The following is a 17,818-nucleotide window of genomic DNA, read 5'->3' on the forward strand; positions in this document are numbered from 1 at the left end:
TGGGGTGCTCATGTCAGACGAAGCGAACAAGGGCCTGTTATCGCCGCTCCGGCGCAAATTATTGATGGGAATGGCGGCCGTCCCGGCCATCACCATGCTGCCGCGAGCATCCTTTGCGCAGGCCCCGGCGACCTCGGCGGTCAATACCACGGGCCTCGCGGTCACCGACACCGAGGTGACGGTCGGCATCCTGCATTCGGCGACCGGCACCATGGCCATCTCCGAGACCGGCTCGATTGAAGCCGAAAAGCTCGCCATCGAGCAGATCAATGCCATGGGCGGCGTGCTCGGGCGCAAGATCAAGTTCATCCAGGAGGACGGCGCCAGCGATTGGCCGACCTTTGCCGAGAAGGCCAAGAAGCTGCTGGTCAACGACAAGGTCGCGGCGATCATGGGCTGCTGGACCTCGGCGTCCCGCAAGGCCGTGCTGCCCGTCATGGAGCAGTACAACGGCATGCTCTATTACCCGACCTTCTATGAGGGTCTCGAGCAGTCGAAGAACGTGATCTACACCGGCCAGGAAGCCACTCAGCAGATCCTCGCCGGCCTGAATTGGATCGCCAAGGAGAAGGGCGCGAAGTCGTTCTTCTTCATCGGGTCCGACTACATCTGGCCGCGCACCTCGAACAAGATCGCGCGCAAGCACGTCGAGAACGTGCTGAAGGGCAAGGTCGTCGGCGAAGAATATTATCCGCTCGGCAATACGCAGTTCAATTCGGTCATCAACAAGATCAAGCTGACCAAGCCCGACGTGATCTTCACCGACGTCGTCGGCGGCTCGAACGTCGCATTCTACAAGCAGCTCAAGGCGGCCGGCATCGACCTCTCCAAGCAGGCGCTGCTGACGATCTCGGTGACCGAAGACGAAATCGACGGCATCGGCGGCGAGAACATCGCGGGCGCCTATGCCTGCATGAAGTACTTCCAGTCGCTCGACAATCCGAACAACAAGAGCTTCGTCCCGGCGTTCAAGAAGATGTGGGGCGAGAAAACCGTGATCGGAGACGTCACCCAGGCTGCCTATCTTGGCCCGTGGCTGTGGAAGTTGACGGTGGAGAAGGCGGGCTCCTTCGACATCGACAAGATCGCGGCGGCGTCGCCGGGGATCGAGTTCAAGGGCGCTCCGGAAGGCTATGTGCGCATCCACGAAAATCATCACCTCTGGTCGAAGACCCGGGTGGGACGCGCCAAGCTCGATGGCCAGTTCGAACTGATCTACGAGACCGCCGATCTGGTCGAGCCGGATCCGTTCCCCAAGGGCTACCAGTAAGACTGGGGTTACCAGTAAGACGCGGCGCCTGCCGCGGCTTCCCCCGAGATCAAGCGTCTCCCTGGCGTGGATCGCAAGTCCCACGCCCAAGACCCCCGCGTCGCGAACCTGCTCGCGACGCGGGACCCTTTCCCGACGGAGGACATCGATGTTCGGCGACTACTCGCTTGGTGACCTTGGCTCCATCTTCGTCATGCAGGGCTTTGCAGGACTGATCCTGTTCTCCGTCTACGTCCTGATGGCGCTCGGTCTTGCGATCATCTTCGGCCAGATGGGCGTCATCAACATGGCCCATGGCGAGTTCATGATCCTTGGGGCCTACGTCACCTGGATGACCTCGAATTTCTTCCAGTCCTATTTGCCGAGTTTGTTCAGCGGCTACTTCTTCCTCGCGATGATCCTGGCCTTTGTCGCGTCCGGTGCGCTGGGGATGCTGGTGGAATGGGTGCTGATACGGCATCTCTACAAGCGCCCGCTCGACACGCTGCTTGCGACCTGGGGCCTCAGCCTAATGCTGCAACAGGCCTATCGCTCCGTGTTCGGCGCGCGTGAGGTCGGCGTAGAGCTGCCGCAATGGATGCTCGGCTCGCTGCACGTCACCGACAGCATCGAAGTGCCGATCAACGGCGTCTTCGTGATGTGCCTCACCGTCCTGATCACCGTCGGCGTCGCCTACGTGATGTACAAATCGCGCTGGGGTCGACAGGTGCGCGCCGTTGTGCAGAACCGCATCATGGCCGGTGCCGTCGGCATCAACACCGAAAAGGTGGACCGCTACACGTTCGGCCTCGGCTGCGGCATTGCCGGTGTCGCCGGGAGTGCCTTCACCATGATCGGCTCGACCGGGCCGACTTCCGGACAGCTCTACATCGTCGATACGTTCCTGGTGGTCGTGTTCGGCGGCGCGGCAAGCCTGCTCGGCACCATCGCATCGGCCTTCTCGATCTCGCAGACCCAATCCACCCTCGAGTTCTTCCTGTCGGGCTCGATGGCCAAGGTGCTGACGCTGCTTGCCGTTGTCGGAATCCTGATGCTGCGGCCGCAGGGTCTCTTCGCCCTCAAGGTCCGCAAATAACAAGAAGCAGGCAAGTCATGGTCATCAACTCACGCTTCTTCAATCGATCCGAGCTCATGGGCTTCCTCGTGTTGGCCGCCGTGCTGTTCGTGATCCTGCCGCTCTCGCTGGATGTGTTCCGTCTCAACCTGGTCGCGAAGTATCTGACCTACGCCTTCGTCGCGCTCGGTCTCGTGCTGTGCTGGGGCTACGGCGGCATCCTCAGTCTGGGGCAGGGGGTGTTCTTCGGCCTCGGCGGCTATTGCATGGCGATGTTCCTCAAGCTCGAGGCCTCCAGCGTCGAGAATACCAAGATCCAGTCGACGCCAGGCATCCCGGACTTCATGGATTGGAATCAGATCACGTCACTGCCACTGTTCTGGCAGCCATTTCACAGTCTCACCTTCACCATCCTCGCCATCATCCTGGTTCCCGGCATCTTCGCGCTGATCATCGGCACCGCGATGTTCAAGCGCCGCGTCGGCGGCACCTATTTCGCGATCATCACCCAGGCCGTCGCGGCCATCCTGACCATCCTGATCGTCGGTCAGCAGGGCTACACCGGTGGCATCAACGGCATGACCGACCTGCGCACCCTGAAGGGTTGGGACATCCGGCCCGACCACGCCAAGGTCATCCTGTACTTCGTCGAGGTAGTGCTGCTGTTCGCCTGCATCGGCATCGCGCAGTTCATCCGCCTGACCAAGCTCGGCCGCATCCTGGTGGCGATGCGCGAACAGGAGGACCGCGTCCGCTTCTCCGGCTACAGCGTCGCCAACTTCAAGATCTTTGCGTTCTGTATGGCCGCGGTTTTCGCCGCGATCGGCGGGGCCATGTTCGCGCTCAATGTCGGTTTCATGTCGCCGTCCTTTGTCGGCATCGTGCCGTCGATCGAGATGGTGATCTACACCGCGGTCGGCGGACGGATGTCGATCTTCGGCGCGATATGGGGCGCCATTCTGGTGAACTTCGCCAAGACCAGCCTTTCGGAGTCCTTCCCGCAACTCTGGCTGTTCGGTCTCGGCGCGCTGTTCATCGCGGTCGTGCTTGCTTTCCCGAACGGCCTGTCGGGGCTCTGGGCCGACTATGTGCAGCCGCGCATCGATCGCCTGTTCGCCTCGCGCAAGAAGCCGGGCTGGAGCGACAATTCGGTTGCCGACGGCGCACCCGCAGAGTGAGGAGACCATCATGCTCGTCGGTCATCACGATGCCGATGCCACGCTGGCAGTAAGGAAATAGATCATGCTCGTCGGTCATCACGATGCCGATGCCATGCTGGCAGTGAGGAGATAGATCATGCTCGTCGGTCATCACGATGCCGATGCCATGCTGGCAGTGAGGAGATAGATCATGCTCGTCGGTCATCAGCCCAAGGAATTCCTGCTCGCGGTCTCCGGGCTGACGGTTTCCTTCGACGGCTTCAAGGCAGTCAACGATCTCTCGTTTTACATCGAGGAGAACGAGATCCGCGTCATCATCGGCCCCAATGGGGCCGGCAAGACCACGGTGCTCGACCTGATCTGCGGCAAGACCAAGGCGACCGAAGGCTCGATCCAGTTTCGCGGTACCGAGCTGACCAAGCTCAAGGAGAACGAGATCGTCAAGGCCGGCGTCGGCCGCAAGTTCCAGACGCCGTCGGTGTTCGAAGACCTCACCGTGTTCGAGAATCTCGAGATCTCGTTTCCGCGCGGCCGCACCGTATTCGGCTCACTCACTTTCCAGCGTGACCAGCCGGTGAAGTCACGCGTCGAGGAGGTCGCCGAGATGATCTTCCTCAAGGACAAGCTCAATACTTATGCCTCCGAGCTCAGCCACGGCCAGAAGCAATGGCTCGAGATCGGCATGCTGCTGATCCAGGACCCCGACCTCTTGATGCTCGACGAGCCCGTCGCCGGCATGAGCGTCTCCGAGCGTGCCAAGACGGCCGAGCTGCTCAACCGCATCATCAAGAACCGCTCGGTGCTGGTGATCGAGCACGACATGAAGTTCGTCGAGGACATCGCGCACAAGGTGACCGTGCTTCACCAGGGCCAGATCCTCTCGGAAGGGACCATGGAGAAGGTGAAGAACGACCCCAAGGTCATTGAAGTTTACTTGGGTCATTGAGGAGCACGCTGATGCTGGCAATTTCCGATCTTCACGTCGCCTATGGCCAGAGCGAGGTGCTGCACGGGCTCAACGTCAAGGTCGCGCCTAACGAGATCGTGGCGATCATGGGCCGCAACGGCATGGGCAAGACCACGCTGATGAAATCGCTGATGGGCATCCTGCCGGCCAAGAGCGGCTCGGTGACCATGGACGGCGCCGAGCTCGGTGCCTTGCCGAGCTACGCGCGCGTCGCCAAGGGCCTCGCCTATGTGCCGCAAGGCCGCATGATCTTCTCCACCATGACGGTGAAGGAGAACATCGAAACCGGCCTCGTGGTCTCCGGCGGAACCGAGGTGCCCGGCGACATCTACGAACTGTTTCCGGTGCTGCTGGAGATGAAGGACCGCCGCGGCGGCAATCTCTCCGGCGGCCAGCAGCAGCAACTCGCGATCGCTCGCGCGCTGGCGACCAAGCCAAAAGTGCTGCTGCTGGACGAGCCGACCGAAGGCATCCAGCCGTCGATCATCAAGGAGATGGCGCGCACGCTCAAGCGCATCCGCGACGAGAAGGGGCTTTCGATCGTCGTGTCCGAGCAGGTCCTGAGCTTCGCGCTCGATATCGCCGACCGTGTGCTGGTGATCGAGAACGGCGAGATCGTCCGCGACGATCCGCGCGACGCCGTCGACGCCGCGCAGGTCTCGAAATATCTGTCCGTCTAACCAACCGTGTAAAAGGGGAGCATCTCGATGCCAGAGACACTGATCAAGGTCGATCTCACCAAGTCGGCCTATGAAAATGACATGGTGCATAACCGCTGGCACCCCGACATTCCGATCGTGGCCTGGGTCAATCCCGGCGACGATTTCATCATCGAGACTTATGACTGGACCGGCGGTTTCATCAAGAACAACGATTCCGCCGACGACGTCCGCGACATCGATCTGTCGATCGTGCACTTCCTCTCCGGCCCGATCGGGGTCAAGGGCGCCGAGCCCGGCGACCTCCTCGTCGTCGACCTGCTCGACGTCGGTCCGATGAAGGAGAGCATGTGGGGCTTCAACGGCTTCTTCTCCAAGCAGAACGGCGGCGGCTTCCTCACCGATCATTTCCCGCTGGCGCAGAAGTCGATCTGGGACATCAAGGGCCTCTACACGTCGTCGCGGCATATTCCGGGCGTCAACTTCGCCGGCCTGATCCATCCCGGCCTGATCGGCTGTCTGCCCGATCCGAAGATGCTGGACACCTGGAACAAGCGCGAGGCCGAGCTGATCGCGACCAACCCGACCCGTGTGCCCGGCCTTGCCAATCCGCCGTTCGCGCCGACCGCCCATGGCGGCCGCGCCAAGGGCGACGTCAAGGACAAGATCGGCGCGGAAGGCGCGCGCACGGTGCCGCCGCGTGAGCATGGCGGCAATTGCGATATCAAGGACCTCTCGCGCGGCTCGAAGATCTACTTCCCGGTCTACGTGCCCGGTGCCGGTCTCTCGATGGGCGACCTGCACTTCAGCCAGGGCGATGGCGAGATCACCTTCTGCGGCGCGATCGAGATGGCCGGCTGGCTGCATCTGAAGGTCGAAGTTATCAAGGACGGCATGGCGAAGTACGGCGTCAAGAATCCGATCTTCAAGCCGTCGCCGATCACGCCGAACTACAAGGACTATCTGATCTTCGAAGGCATCTCGGTCGACGAAGCCGGTAAGCAGCACTATCTCGACGTCACCATTGCCTATCGCCAGGCTTGCCTGAATGCGATCGAATATCTGAAGAAGTTCGGCTACTCCGGCGCCCAGGCCTATTCGATCCTTGGCACCGCACCGGTTCAGGGTCACATCTCAGGCGTGGTCGACGTGCCCAACGCCTGCGCCACGCTATGGCTGCCGACGGAGATCTTCGACTTCGACGTGATGCCGTCCTCGGCAGGTCCGATCAAGCACATCAAGGGCGATATCCAGATGCCGATCTCGCCGGACAAGTAACCCCTGCGCGACGTGATGCGGGACGGCGTATCTGCCGTCCCGCATCCGCCGCGGAATGGTTTCTCTTACAGGCAACAGCGTAGGGATGATGCGATGCCGGTCTATGAATATCTCTGTGACGATTGCGGTCCGTTCAAGGATATGCGCCCGATGGCCGAATGCGACGATCCGCAGGTCTGTCCAAGTTGCGAAATCATGGCCCCGCGGGTCATTCTGACCGCGCCGAATTTCTTCTGCATGCCGTCGGAGACGCGCAAAGCTCACGCGGTCAACGAGCGCAGCACGCATGCGCCGCAGACACTGGCGCAATACAAAGCCGCGCACGGTCCCGGTTGCGGCTGCTGCTCCACGGGCAAGAAGTCATCGAAAAACGCATCGGACAAGAAGCCGGCGCGGCTGGTGACCAAGACCAGGAGCGGCGCCAAGGGCTTCCCCACCGCGCGGCCCTGGATGATCAGTCACTGATTCACGCGGCAATCTCAAACAGAGTAGAGGAGCAATTCAATGCTTCACGGTGACATCTCCAGCAGCAACGACACCGTCGGCGTCGCGGTGGTCAACTACAAGATGCCCCGCCTGCACACCAAGGCCGAGGTGCTCGACAATGCCCGCAAGATCGCCGACATGGTGGTGGGCATGAAGACCGGCCTTCCCGGCATGGATCTCGTGATCTTCCCGGAATACTCCACCCAGGGCATCATGTACGACTCCAAGGAGATGTATGAGACCGCTTGCGCGGTGCCCGGTGAAGAGACCGCGATTTTTGCGGAGGCCTGCCGCAAGGCCAAGGTGTGGGGCGTGTTCTCGCTGACCGGCGAGCGCCACGAGGAGCATCCGAACAAGGCGCCCTACAACACCCTGATCCTGATGAACGACAAGGGTGAGATCGTGCAGAAGTACCGCAAGATCATGCCGTGGGTGCCGATCGAGGGCTGGTATCCCGGCAACTGCACCTATGTCTCCGACGGCCCGAAGGGAATGAAGGTCAGCCTGATCATCTGCGACGACGGCAACTTCCCGGAGATCTGGCGAGACTGCGCCATGAAGGGGGCCGAACTGATCGTGCGCTGCCAGGGCTACATGTATCCGGCCAAGGAGCAGCAGGTCATGATCTCCAAGGCGATGGCGTGGGCCAACAACGTCTATGTCGCGGTCGCCAACGCCGCCGGATTCGACGGCGTCTACTCCTATTTCGGTCACTCCGCGATCATCGGCTTCGACGGCCGCACCCTCGGTGAATGTGGCGAGGAGGACTACGGCATCCAATATGCCCAGCTGTCGAAGCATCTGATCCGCGATGCACGCCGCAACGGTCAGTCACAGAACCATCTCTACAAGCTGGTCCATCGCGGTTACACGGGTATGATCAATTCCGGCGAAAGCCCGCGCGGCGTAGCGGCCTGCCCCTATGATTTCTACAAGAACTGGATCGCCGATCCCGAGGGGACACGGGACATGGTCGAGGCGATGACGCGCGCGATGCCCGGGACCGCCGAATGCCCGATCGACGGCATCCCGAATGAAGCGGCGCCGAGCAACTACTGAGCCGTGGCCCCAAACCAGTGTGTGTGAAGGGGTGCCGCTCGCTCCCATTGGGACGCGGCGCCGCCCCAGATGGTCAATGATTGATGTGAACGACAGTCAATACTGCGACCGAACCGCACACGCACACGTCGTGGATCGACCAGGCTGCGCCGGAAAAGCGTGCCTCTGGTGCAACATGGTCAGCTGAATCAGTCCGGTTTTGCTGCCCCCCAGCGATTCCGCCGATTCCGTAGTTCCACGGAGTGGCTCGGCGGCCTAGTTTGCCGGCGGCGCCGCTGGGGAGCGCTGGACTGAGGGCATCAAAGTGGAATTTGGGCCGCCGACGGCTGGTCGAATTGGGCTGCGCCTTGCCGTGGTCGCTTCGTCTGTCGTGGGGGTCGTTCTCAGCCTCGGCCTATCGGCGATACCAGCGCAGGCGGACTGCGCGCCCGACCCGGCGGCAAGCGGGCAGACCGTCACCTGTAGCGGCACCGATGCCGACGGCTTTGTGGCAGGCGGCGGCGTCACCAATCTGACCGTAAATGTGCTGACTGGTGCTAGCGTCAACGATAACGGCACGGCGGCGATCAACGTCAATGACACCAACGTCATCACCAACGACGGCACGGTGTCGGCGGGCTCGGGCCTCACCGGCATCAATGGCGGCAATTCGAACACCGTGACCAACAACGGCGCCATCACGGTGCTTGATAACGGCCTCGGTATCTCCGCGCTCGATCACAACATCATTATCAATGCCGGGACCGTCACCACAGGCGACCACGGCAGTGCGATCTCGGTAGGAAACAACAATAGCGTTAGCAACAGCGGTGCGCTGTCCATCGGCACATCGGGCGCGGGCATCTTCGCGGTCCAGAGCAACACGATCACCAACGCCGCGACGGGCACGATCACCGGCCTCGATGATTCAATCGGGATTTACGCTTCGTTCGGTGGCACGACCGTGACCAATGCAGGCGCGATCAAGGTCGGCGATTCCTCGGGCTTCTCCGGCGGCATCGTTGCGATTATGGATAACAACACGGTCACCAACGCTGCCACCGGCACGATTTCCGTCGGGCAGAGTGCCGCCGGCATCTTTATGCAGGGTAATTTTCAAACCGTCAGCAATTTCGGCGCCATCACGGCCAGCGACTTTGGCGTTGGCATCGCCTTGTTCGGTGATGACGGCAAGGTGACCAATAGTGGTTCGATCAAGTCGGGCGACGGCGCATCCGCCGGCATTGCGGTGCAAGGCAATCGGACCGCGATCAACCAAAACGGGACGGTCAGCGTCGGTCTGGGCGGTGCGGGCATCGCGTTTACGGGCCTGTCCTCCACGATCAGCAACAATGGACGGATCACAGGGGCCGATTTCGCCGAGGGCATCGTAGCTCTCGGTGATTCCAACACCATCATCAACAGCGGTACGATCACCGTCGGCGATTCCGGCTTAGGCATCGACGTGAGCTCGTTCACGACGACAAACCAGATCGTCAATACCGGAACCATTACCGTCGGTGCTGGCGGTGTCGGCATCAGCGCGAACGGCGGGGCCAACGTCTTCAACTCGGGGACCATCAACGCTGCGGCCGGAATTGCTGCAATCGAGTTTTGTGTCTGCGGCCCCAACACGCTGACGCTCGGACCCGGCAGCATCATCAACGGCCTGGTGCTAGGCACCGGCGCCGACACCTTCCAGCTCGGCGGCACCGGCAAAGATACGTTCAACCTCGACCTGATCGGTCCCCTTCTTCAGTATGACGGCTTCTCGACCTTCAACAAGGTCGACAATTCGAACTGGAGCGTGACCGGCACGGGTAATCAGGACTGGAATGTGCTGGGCGGCACGCTCACGCTGGTCGGTACCATCAACGGCAATGTAAGCGTCGCGACCGGTGGCACATTCGGCGGCGTCGGCAGTGTCAACACGATCAACGTCAATGGTGGCACGCTGTCGCCGGGCAGCCCGACCGGAATGCTCAACGTGAACGGCGATCTCACCTTCACGGCGGCGTCGGCGTACATGGTGCAGGTCTCAGGTACGAGCAACGGCATCGCTGTGGTCACCGGGACCTCCACGCTCAATGGGGCCACGGTTACAGTCGTCCCGACCGGCTCGATCGCGAAACACTACACGATCCTGACTTCGGCGACGCTTCCCGACAAATTCAATCCGGCCGTCGCGGGTCTGTCTTCGAACCTGAAGGCCAGCCTGAGCTACGATCCCAACAACGTCTTTCTGGATCTCTCGCTAGGCTACGGTACAGGTCTCAACGTCAATCAGCAGAACGTCGCCAACGCGCTGACGAGCGTCTTCAACCGGACCGGCAGCCTTCCCGTGGCTCTCGCGAATCTCTCGCCGACGGGGCTGACACAGGCCTCCGGCGAGTCGGCGACGGGCACGCAGCAGACGAGTTTCAACGCGATGAACCTGTTCCTCGGCCTGCTCACGGACGTGTTTGGCGCGGGGCGCAACGGGACGCCGGGTGCGACGCCCTTCGCCGAAGAGACGAGCGCGAATGCGTATGCTGCGACCGGCAAGGGCACACGCGACAGGAACGCACGCGACGCTCTTGCCTCGATCCATCGCAAGACGCCGCCGGCGAGTTTCGAACAACGCTGGGACCTGTGGGCGGCCGGCTATGGTGGCTCGCAGACCACCGACGGCAATGCCGGCCTCGGCTCAAACAACACCAGCAGCAGCGTCTACGGCACCGCCGTCGGCCTCGACTACCGCTTCTCGCCGTCCACGATCGCCGGCTTTGCGCTTGCGGGCGGGGCAACCGGCTTCAACGTCAACGGACTCGGCTGGGGCCGCTCCGACCTGTTCCAGGCCGGCGCCTTCGTGCGTCATACGGCGGGGCCGGCCTACATAACGGCCGCGCTGGCCTATGGTTGGCAGGACGTCACGACCAACCGCATCGTCACCGTGGCCGGCGTCGATCAGTTGCGTGCGCAGTTCAACGCCAACGCGCTCTCGGGCCGAATCGAGGGCGGCTATCGCTATGCCTCGCAGTGGATCGGCCTCACGCCCTATGCGGCGCTCCAGGCCACCGTGTTCAGCCTTCCGAGCTATTCGGAGTTCGCTGTGGTCGGCAGCAACATCTTCGCGCTGAATTATGCCGCCAAGGACGTGACCAGCACCCGCACCGAGCTCGGCCTGCGCGCGGACAAGTCATTTGCCGCAGCCGGCGGCCTGATGACCCTGCGCGGCCGCGTCGCCTGGGCACATGACTACAATCCGGATCGCGCCGTCGGTGCGGTCTTCCAGACGTTGCCGGGATCGGCGTTCGTGGTGAACGGCGCCGCCCAGGCGCACGATTCCGCACTGACCACGGCGGCGGTGCAGATGAGCTGGATGAACGGCTGGTCTGCGTCGGCGACTTTCGAGGGGGAGTTCTCGAACGTCACCCGCTCTTACGCCGGCAAGGGCGTCGTCCGCTACGCGTGGTGACGGTCTACCGCTTCTGCTGCGCCGGCTTGCGCGGCGGTCGCGGAGCGGCGGCGGGGGTGGGTGTCCCGCTCATCTTGTTGGCGGCTTCGCTGACGTCGAGCAGCGAGCGACGGATCTCCTCGAGGAAGTTTGCCGATTTCTTCTTCATGGTGTCGGCGAGCTCGTGCAATCCCTGGATCTTTTCGAACAGCTCATCCGCCTTGCCGTCGGCAAAGCCGGGCACCACGCCCTCGATCTTTGTGACCGCCTTGTCGAAGCCCGCGAAGGCGCTGTCGACCTTGGCCATGACGGAATCGATTTCGCCGCCCTTGCTCCTGAGATCGGCGGTGTAGTTCTCGAACGTGCGCAGGCCCTCCTTGATTGCCGGGGCGTTGCTGACGATCGTACGGTCGACACTGTGCAGGGTGTCGACGATCGATTCGGCGTCGCTGAGATCGGCGGTCAGCACGGGGACGCCGTCCGAGTCGAGCGGCACTGGCGGCGCCGAGGGCGCGCCGCCGATCAGCGACACCGCGGCGACGCCGGTGAGACCCTGGAACTCGATGCCCGCGACGGTGTCCTTGCGGATCGGCGCGGAGTTGTCGAGCATTACCAGGGCCACGACCTTGCGCGGATTGTCCAGCTTGATCGACAGGATCTGGCCGGCTGGGACGCCGTCGAAATTGACCGGCCCGCCGCGGCGCAATCCGCTGGCGGAGCCGCCCTCGAATACCACGCGCAACGGGCTGCGGCTCTGGAGGGTGCGCCATTTCTGCACGCCGAGCACGCCGCCGAACGCCACGGCGATCACCGCCAGCGTCGCCGTTCCGATCACCAGATTGCTCGCGCGTGCCATGCGGGATGATTTTACGGCCAAAGCGGGGAAGTTGGAAGGATGATGCTGTGGCCGCAATAATAGGATGGGCGGGTTAGGGAAGCGTAACCCGCCGCTTCCTCTCGCGTTTGTCGCAAGGATTAGCGGATTACACTGCGCTAATCCGCCCTACGCGACATCAATGCCCGGCGGCGCGTTTGGCCGCAGCATTGTTCAGCACGATCAGGGCATCGACGGCGACGCCTGTTTTGGCATTGATCAGGAACGGATTGACGTCAATCGAGGCGATCCGGTCGCCGGCGTCCGCGATCAGGTTGGACAGGCCGACCAGCGCCTTCACCGCGGAGGCCTCGTGCAAGGCCGGCTTGCCGCGATAGCCGCGCATCTTGATACCGGCCTTGGTCCGGCCGATCAGAAGCCGGGCCTCAGCCTCGTCCAGCGGCGCACCGGCGAGCGCGACGTCCTTCATCAGCTCGATGTCGATGCCGCCGGTGCCGAACAGCACGACCGGACCCATCTCGGCATCGAGAGAGGCGCCGACCACGAGTTCCAGATCGGCCTTGACCTGTTGCGCGATCAGGATGCCGTCGAGCTTCGGCTTGCCCTTCAGCTTGTTCACCCGCGCGGTGATGTCGGCGAATGCCTTCTTCACTTCGGCCGGGTTGTTGAGATTCAGCACCACGCCGCCGATGTCTGATTTGTGCAGGATCTCGGCGCTGACGACTTTTGCCACGATCGGGAAGCCGATCTGTTTGGCGATCTTCACGGCCTCGGCTGCCGTGTGTGCGATTGCCTCCTTCGAGATCGGGATGCCATAGGCCTTCAGCAGCTTCTTCGAGGCGACCTCGTCGAGCGCGGCGCCGGTTGCCGATTTCAGCGCCTTCTCAAGCACCGCACGCGCGGCAGGCTTCGAGCTCGAGACAATATCAGGCACTTCCTTGCGCAGCTTGGCATAGTCGAGCAGCGACTTGATCGCAGTCACCGCGCGATCCATGCCCTGCATGACCGCAAGATGCGGCAGCGATTTACGCAAGGTTTTGGTGAATTCAGTAAAGCCGATCGACATCGCGCTGATATAGATCACCGGCTTGCCGGCTCGGCTCGCCATCTCGTCGACGATGCGCAGATTGCGCTCGCGCAGCTCGTGCGGCGCTTTCGGCAGCTCGGCATCGATAATGACGATATCGATATCGGGGTCGTCGATCATCAGCCCGATCGATTTCATGTAGACGGAGGGATCGACCACAGCTGCAAAGCCAGCGTCGAGCGGGTTACCGACGATCGAGCCCGGCCCGAGCATCTTTGCCAGCTCCGAGCCGACATGCGAGCTGAGTGGTGCAAAATTCAGGCCTTCTGCGTCGAAGGCGTCGATCAGCATGCCGCGCTTGCCGCCGGATAGCGTCACCGCAGCGAGCCGGTCGCCCCTGGGCACAGCGGCGTGGACGAAGCATTCGGTGGTCTCGATCAGCTCGTCGAGCCCGCCGACCCTGATGACCCCTTCGCGCGTTGCAATGGCGTCGAATGTCTCGATCGAGCCCGCGAGCGCGCCGGTGTGTGCCATCGCCGCCGCGCGGCCACCTTCGGACGCCCCGAGCTTGAGCGCGATCACCGGCTTGCTCGCGGCGCGCGCCGCCTTGCAGGCGTCCCGGAATGCCTTGGTGTTGCGGACGCCTTCGAGGTAGACCACGATCACCTTGATGCTCGGATCCTCTGCGAAATAGCGCATCAGGTCCGGCGTCTCGAGCCCGGCCTCGTTGCCGGTCGTCACCATGTAGCCGACCCCGACGCCGCGATCTTCCAGTGCCTGGCGGATCGCCATGACGATGGCGCCGGACTGCCCGGCAATCGCCACCGCGCCCTGTTCCATGGTGACGATACGGTCGTCGATATTGGTGAAGAGCTTTTCGCCGGCGCTCAAATTGCCGAGGCAGTTCGGGCCGGTGACCGCCAATCCCGTCTCGCGCACGGCCGCTTGCAGTTCGGCGGCGAGCTTCTGGCTCTCCTCGTCCTGCAACTCGCTGAAGCCCGAGGTGACGATGGTGGCCGAGCGCGCGCCGGCCGCGGCGGCATCGCGGATTACCTGCACGGCAAAGCGCGCCGGCACCAGCACCAGCACGTGGTCGGGCTTTTCCGGCAGGCTTGCAAAGTCCTTGTAGCAGGGGACACCCCAGATGGCGTCGCGCTTGGCATTGACCGGATAGAGCCCGCCCTCATAGCCGTATTTGACCAAATTGTTCCAGATGCGCTCGGCATAGTTGCCGGGCTTGTCGGTCGCGCCCACCAGCACGATGTTGCGCGGATGCAGCATGGCGTGGATGCCCTTGACGATGTCGCTGGCGTCGGGCGGCGGAGACCATGGGCGCGATGAACCGGAGGCGGCAGATACGCGAGCTTCCATGGTGTGACCTCACCTGTTGTTCTTGTTGGCGGTGCGTCGCTCTGTTCTATGGCGAGTTCTTCGGACTGGCAACCAGTTGGGCGGGTATGCCGTGCGATGGAATGAGCGCGCATCAAGCTCTGGTGATCGGCGATCGATGAAGACGCGATGGCCGTAGACGACGTCGACACGCGGACAGGTCGGGGGCGGATTCAAGAGGGGGGGCGGAGCGAGTGCTAACCGCTATTCATCGGCTCCGATCAGGGTGGCATGAAGGATGTAGCGCTCGGGGCCGGACGTGATGGCGTCGAACGGCCAGCAGGTCGCGAGCACGAGCTCAAAGTCCTGAGTTGCGGGACCGAGACCTGATGCATCAAAACGAACGACAGTGGAGGAATCCGCGCGATAGCGAAAGTGCTTGCCGTCACTGCGTGTGACATCGATTACGTCACCAATGGCGACATTCCGCAGGAAGCGGAAATGAGTGTCGCGATGCGCTGCATATACGGCAACACCCCGCTCGCCCGCGTCAGCCGTTTGGCGGAGATGGCCGGGCCCAAAAGCGAGCGCCTGGCCGCTCGTGCCTTCCAGCACGATCGCGCTGGCGCCGATCCGCCTGACCTCGATCCGCGCGACCGGCCAGGTGTCGGCCCATGACCATGGCCTGACGACCTCGCCGGTCGCAACGCTCCGGTCGAACGCGCGCTCCAGCAGCACCTGCGCGAGCCACGCTTTGGCATGGATGTAGGCGCCGTCGCCGAACAGGATGATGCCGATCAGGGCGAGAACCAGGGGAGAGATGAAGCGGGGCATTGTTTCCACACTCGTCATTGCGAGCGAAGCGAAGCAATCCAGAATCTTTCCGCGGAGGCAGCCTGGATTGCTTCGCTGCGCTCGCAATGACATCAAAAAGGCGCGCGCGGCCGTTGGTGTGGGACGGGCAGCCGCGCGCGCTAACAGAGGAGTTCGGGGGGCTCCTCTCTCAAGCGGCGTCAGCGAGCAAGGACTGACGCCGGTTGAACACGAACAGGATTAGGGCGAGCACGACCAGGATCAGGCCTGCGGTCATTTTCAGCTCGGCCGAGGTCGCGGTCTTGGGCAGGCGGATCGCATCCGGTGCAGCAGGCGTCGGCCGCCTCGTGGCCGGCTGGTTGCGCGCATCGGCGTGACGCTCGCGGAGCTGCGCCGGAGCCTGCTGTCGTTCGCCAAAGACCTTCGCGAAATCCCAACCGGCCGGCAGGTTGATCGGCAATTCGCTGAGCTTGAGCGGCTCGCCTTCGGGACGGCTCGGCGTCTTGTCGACCGCGACGAGGCTGGTGAGCCGCGTAACGATCTGATGGTCGAGCGCCAGTGCCAGGATCGCCTTGTCGGAGTCTTCGGACGTCATCTCGCGCAGGGTGCGCGCCACTTCCGCATCGTCGATCTTGCGCTTGGCCCAAAGCTTCGACAGGCCTTTGCCTTCGGCCGCATTTTGCAGCGGCAGCGTCACCGACCATGGGCGGTCGCCGACGCGGCCTTTGATCTCGACCGAGCCCGCGAGCGTGTCGAGCTTTGCCGCCAGCACCAGCGGCTCGTCGCGATAGACGTCGGGAATGATCGTCGGTGTGACGTCGGCCTTGGCTTCGGAGAACTTTGCGCTCAGGCCCGTCACGGCCGGGTTCTCGAGCTTGGCAAACAGGCCGCGCATGCGCTCCTCGACCTGCTCGACGGAGCCGATATGGGTGAAGGCACCGCGGCCGAGTTCGGCGGCGCGGGTCATCAGGTAGGTGTTGGGCGCCGACCCGATGCCGACCATGAACACGCGCGAGCGGCCGCGCATCGCCGTGATCGTTTCGAACAATTGCTGCTCGTTGCCGATTGCACCATCGGTCAGGAACACGACCTGACGAACCATGCCGGCGTCGCCAAGCTTGTCGGTCAGCGCGGCCCGCATCGCCGGCACCATCTCGGTGCCGCCACGCGCCTGCAGCGCGCTGACGAACGAGGTGGCTTCACCGACACGCTCGGCATCCGCGGCCACGGAGGCCGGAAACAGCACGTCCATGGTGTCGTCGAAGCGGATGACGTTGAAACGGTCGGTGGGCTGGAGACGGGAGAGCGCGTAGGTGAGACTCGCCTTGGCCTGAACGATCGACGTGCCGCCCATCGAGCCGGAATTGTCGATCACGAACACCACCTCGCGCGGCCGTGGCTTCTGCGTCGCCTGCTCGGCGGCGGGCGGGGTGACGAAGGCGAGCAAATAATCGGCGTCGCCGACGCGCTCGCGGAATAAGCCGACCGACGGCGCCATCACGGCGGCCGGCTTCCAGGACAGTTCGAAATCGCGGTCGGCAGGCACGGCACCGTCGGCAAGCGAGACGATTCGCGTCGTTTTGTCCGGGCTCTCGACCTTGACGTTATGATGGGGACTCTTGATCTCGCCGAGCGCAAAGCCGGCGTTCAGGCGTACCGTGATGCTGGTCGGATTGACCGGCGCATCCCTGGCGGGATCCAGCACGGGCGGCGAGATACGATCGCGGTCCGGCACCGGGTCCGAGTTCGTCGCGTCCCAGCCGGAGCCATCGTTGCGGAAATCGACGCTCTGGACGATCGGCGCCGGATTGTAGCGAGGCCCGACCACCAGCGGCAGGCGCAGCGAATATTCGTTGCCGGATTGATGCACCGGCTCCTGATATTCGATCTGCACCAGCACGGTTTCGCCGGGGCCGATATTGGCGACCGAGTTGGTGAAGATGTTCGGCCGCTCCTGTTCCGTGAGCGCGGCCTTCTGGCCGGCGCGGCGCGCCTCTTCGTAGATCACGCGCGCCTGCTGCCGCTCCTTGATGTCGCCGACGATGACGCGGTCGCCGGCCACCATCTTCAGCGAATCGACGCCACCGCCGGCGGGGAGCGGATAGACATAGGTCGCCTCGACCCAGTCCTTGGTCGGGTTGCGGAAGATTTGGGTGACTCGTGCTCGCAGTGTCGGGCCCGAGACCGTGATGTCGACGTCGATGCCGAGGCGGATCGCTTCCGTGTAGGCCCCGTCCTCCTTCAGAAGCAGGGTGCCGGACTTGGCGTCGCCGGGCTGAAGCAGGCTGGCCTGCTCCGTCGTTGCCGACCAGCCCGGCTGGAAGCTCACCAGCAGCGCCACGAAGGCGACCAGCATCACCGCGATGCCCTGCGCCAGAAGGAACAGTCCGACCACGATGAGTCTGCCCAGCCAAGGGTGTTCGTTGCTGTCCGTCGTGTCGTAGGTATCCATTTGGCCTGCTCCCG

General features: G+C 63.1%; 13 protein-coding genes. 9 read left to right on the plus strand and 4 right to left on the minus strand.

What is annotated here, in order from left to right; translation table 11 throughout:
- The first annotated feature begins 10 nt into the window (after positions 1-10).
- The 9 genes from urtA (at position 11) to ABIC03_RS31165 (ending at position 11,369) form a co-directional block, all read left to right on the plus strand.
- Positions 11-1,270 carry an urea ABC transporter substrate-binding protein gene (gene urtA, locus ABIC03_RS31125; protein WP_007615926.1) on the plus strand — a complete coding sequence of 420 codons (1,260 nt, stop codon included), beginning with the start codon at positions 11-13 and terminating at the stop codon, positions 1,268-1,270.
- A gap of 148 nt (positions 1,271-1,418) precedes the next feature.
- Positions 1,419-2,345: an urea ABC transporter permease subunit UrtB gene (gene urtB, locus ABIC03_RS31130; protein WP_211395282.1), complete on the plus strand. Its 927-nt coding sequence runs from the start codon at positions 1,419-1,421 to the stop codon at positions 2,343-2,345.
- A gap of 17 nt (positions 2,346-2,362) precedes the next feature.
- Entirely contained in the window at positions 2,363-3,502 is a 1,140-nt protein-coding gene (urtC, locus tag ABIC03_RS31135; protein ID WP_275168551.1) for an urea ABC transporter permease subunit UrtC, read from the plus strand.
- Positions 3,503-3,674: 172 nt separating this feature from the next.
- Positions 3,675-4,430 (plus strand): urea ABC transporter ATP-binding protein UrtD, encoded by a 756-nt coding sequence (gene urtD, locus ABIC03_RS31140; protein ID WP_275168550.1) that lies wholly within the window; start codon positions 3,675-3,677, stop codon positions 4,428-4,430.
- Positions 4,431-4,441: 11 nt separating this feature from the next.
- On the plus strand, positions 4,442-5,131 hold the full coding sequence (gene urtE, locus ABIC03_RS31145; protein ID WP_007598073.1) for an urea ABC transporter ATP-binding subunit UrtE: 690 nt from the start codon (positions 4,442-4,444) through the stop codon (positions 5,129-5,131).
- A 27-nt stretch (positions 5,132-5,158) separates the two neighbouring features.
- Positions 5,159-6,388 carry a formamidase gene (fmdA, locus tag ABIC03_RS31150; RefSeq protein WP_007615916.1) on the plus strand — a complete coding sequence of 410 codons (1,230 nt, stop codon included), beginning with the start codon at positions 5,159-5,161 and terminating at the stop codon, positions 6,386-6,388.
- Between the two features lie 93 nt (positions 6,389-6,481).
- Complete coding sequence (locus tag ABIC03_RS31155) at positions 6,482-6,853, plus strand: FmdB family zinc ribbon protein (RefSeq protein ID WP_275168549.1); 372 nt, start codon at positions 6,482-6,484, stop codon at positions 6,851-6,853.
- Positions 6,854-6,892: 39 nt separating this feature from the next.
- A complete protein-coding gene (locus ABIC03_RS31160) occupies positions 6,893-7,933 on the plus strand; it encodes an aliphatic amidase (protein ID WP_354063775.1) in 1,041 nt (346 codons plus the stop codon).
- A gap of 352 nt (positions 7,934-8,285) precedes the next feature.
- On the plus strand, positions 8,286-11,369 hold the full coding sequence (locus ABIC03_RS31165) for an autotransporter outer membrane beta-barrel domain-containing protein (RefSeq protein ID WP_354063777.1): 3,084 nt from the start codon (positions 8,286-8,288) through the stop codon (positions 11,367-11,369).
- A gap of 4 nt (positions 11,370-11,373) precedes the next feature.
- On the opposite strand, the gene ABIC03_RS31170 is transcribed toward ABIC03_RS31165, so the two are convergent.
- From ABIC03_RS31170 to ABIC03_RS31185, 4 genes are all read right to left on the minus strand, one after another.
- Positions 11,374-12,204, minus strand: coding sequence for an MlaD family protein (locus tag ABIC03_RS31170; protein ID WP_354063779.1), 831 nt, complete (start codon positions 12,202-12,204; stop codon positions 11,374-11,376).
- A 157-nt stretch (positions 12,205-12,361) separates the two neighbouring features.
- The gene (locus tag ABIC03_RS31175) at positions 12,362-14,581 is read right to left on the minus strand and encodes an acetate--CoA ligase family protein (RefSeq protein WP_354063781.1); all 2,220 of its coding nucleotides are present in this window, start codon (positions 14,579-14,581) and stop codon (positions 12,362-12,364) included.
- A gap of 222 nt (positions 14,582-14,803) precedes the next feature.
- Positions 14,804-15,373 carry a class GN sortase gene (locus ABIC03_RS31180; RefSeq protein WP_354063783.1) on the minus strand — a complete coding sequence of 190 codons (570 nt, stop codon included), beginning with the start codon at positions 15,371-15,373 and terminating at the stop codon, positions 14,804-14,806.
- 169 nt (positions 15,374-15,542) lie between these two features.
- The gene (locus ABIC03_RS31185) at positions 15,543-17,804 is read right to left on the minus strand and encodes a marine proteobacterial sortase target protein (protein ID WP_354063785.1); all 2,262 of its coding nucleotides are present in this window, start codon (positions 17,802-17,804) and stop codon (positions 15,543-15,545) included.
- Between the last annotated feature and the right edge of the window lie 14 nt (positions 17,805-17,818).

The sequence above is a fragment of the Bradyrhizobium sp. RT6a genome, assembly GCF_040547675.1.
Classification (GTDB): Bacteria; Pseudomonadota; Alphaproteobacteria; order Rhizobiales; family Xanthobacteraceae; genus Bradyrhizobium.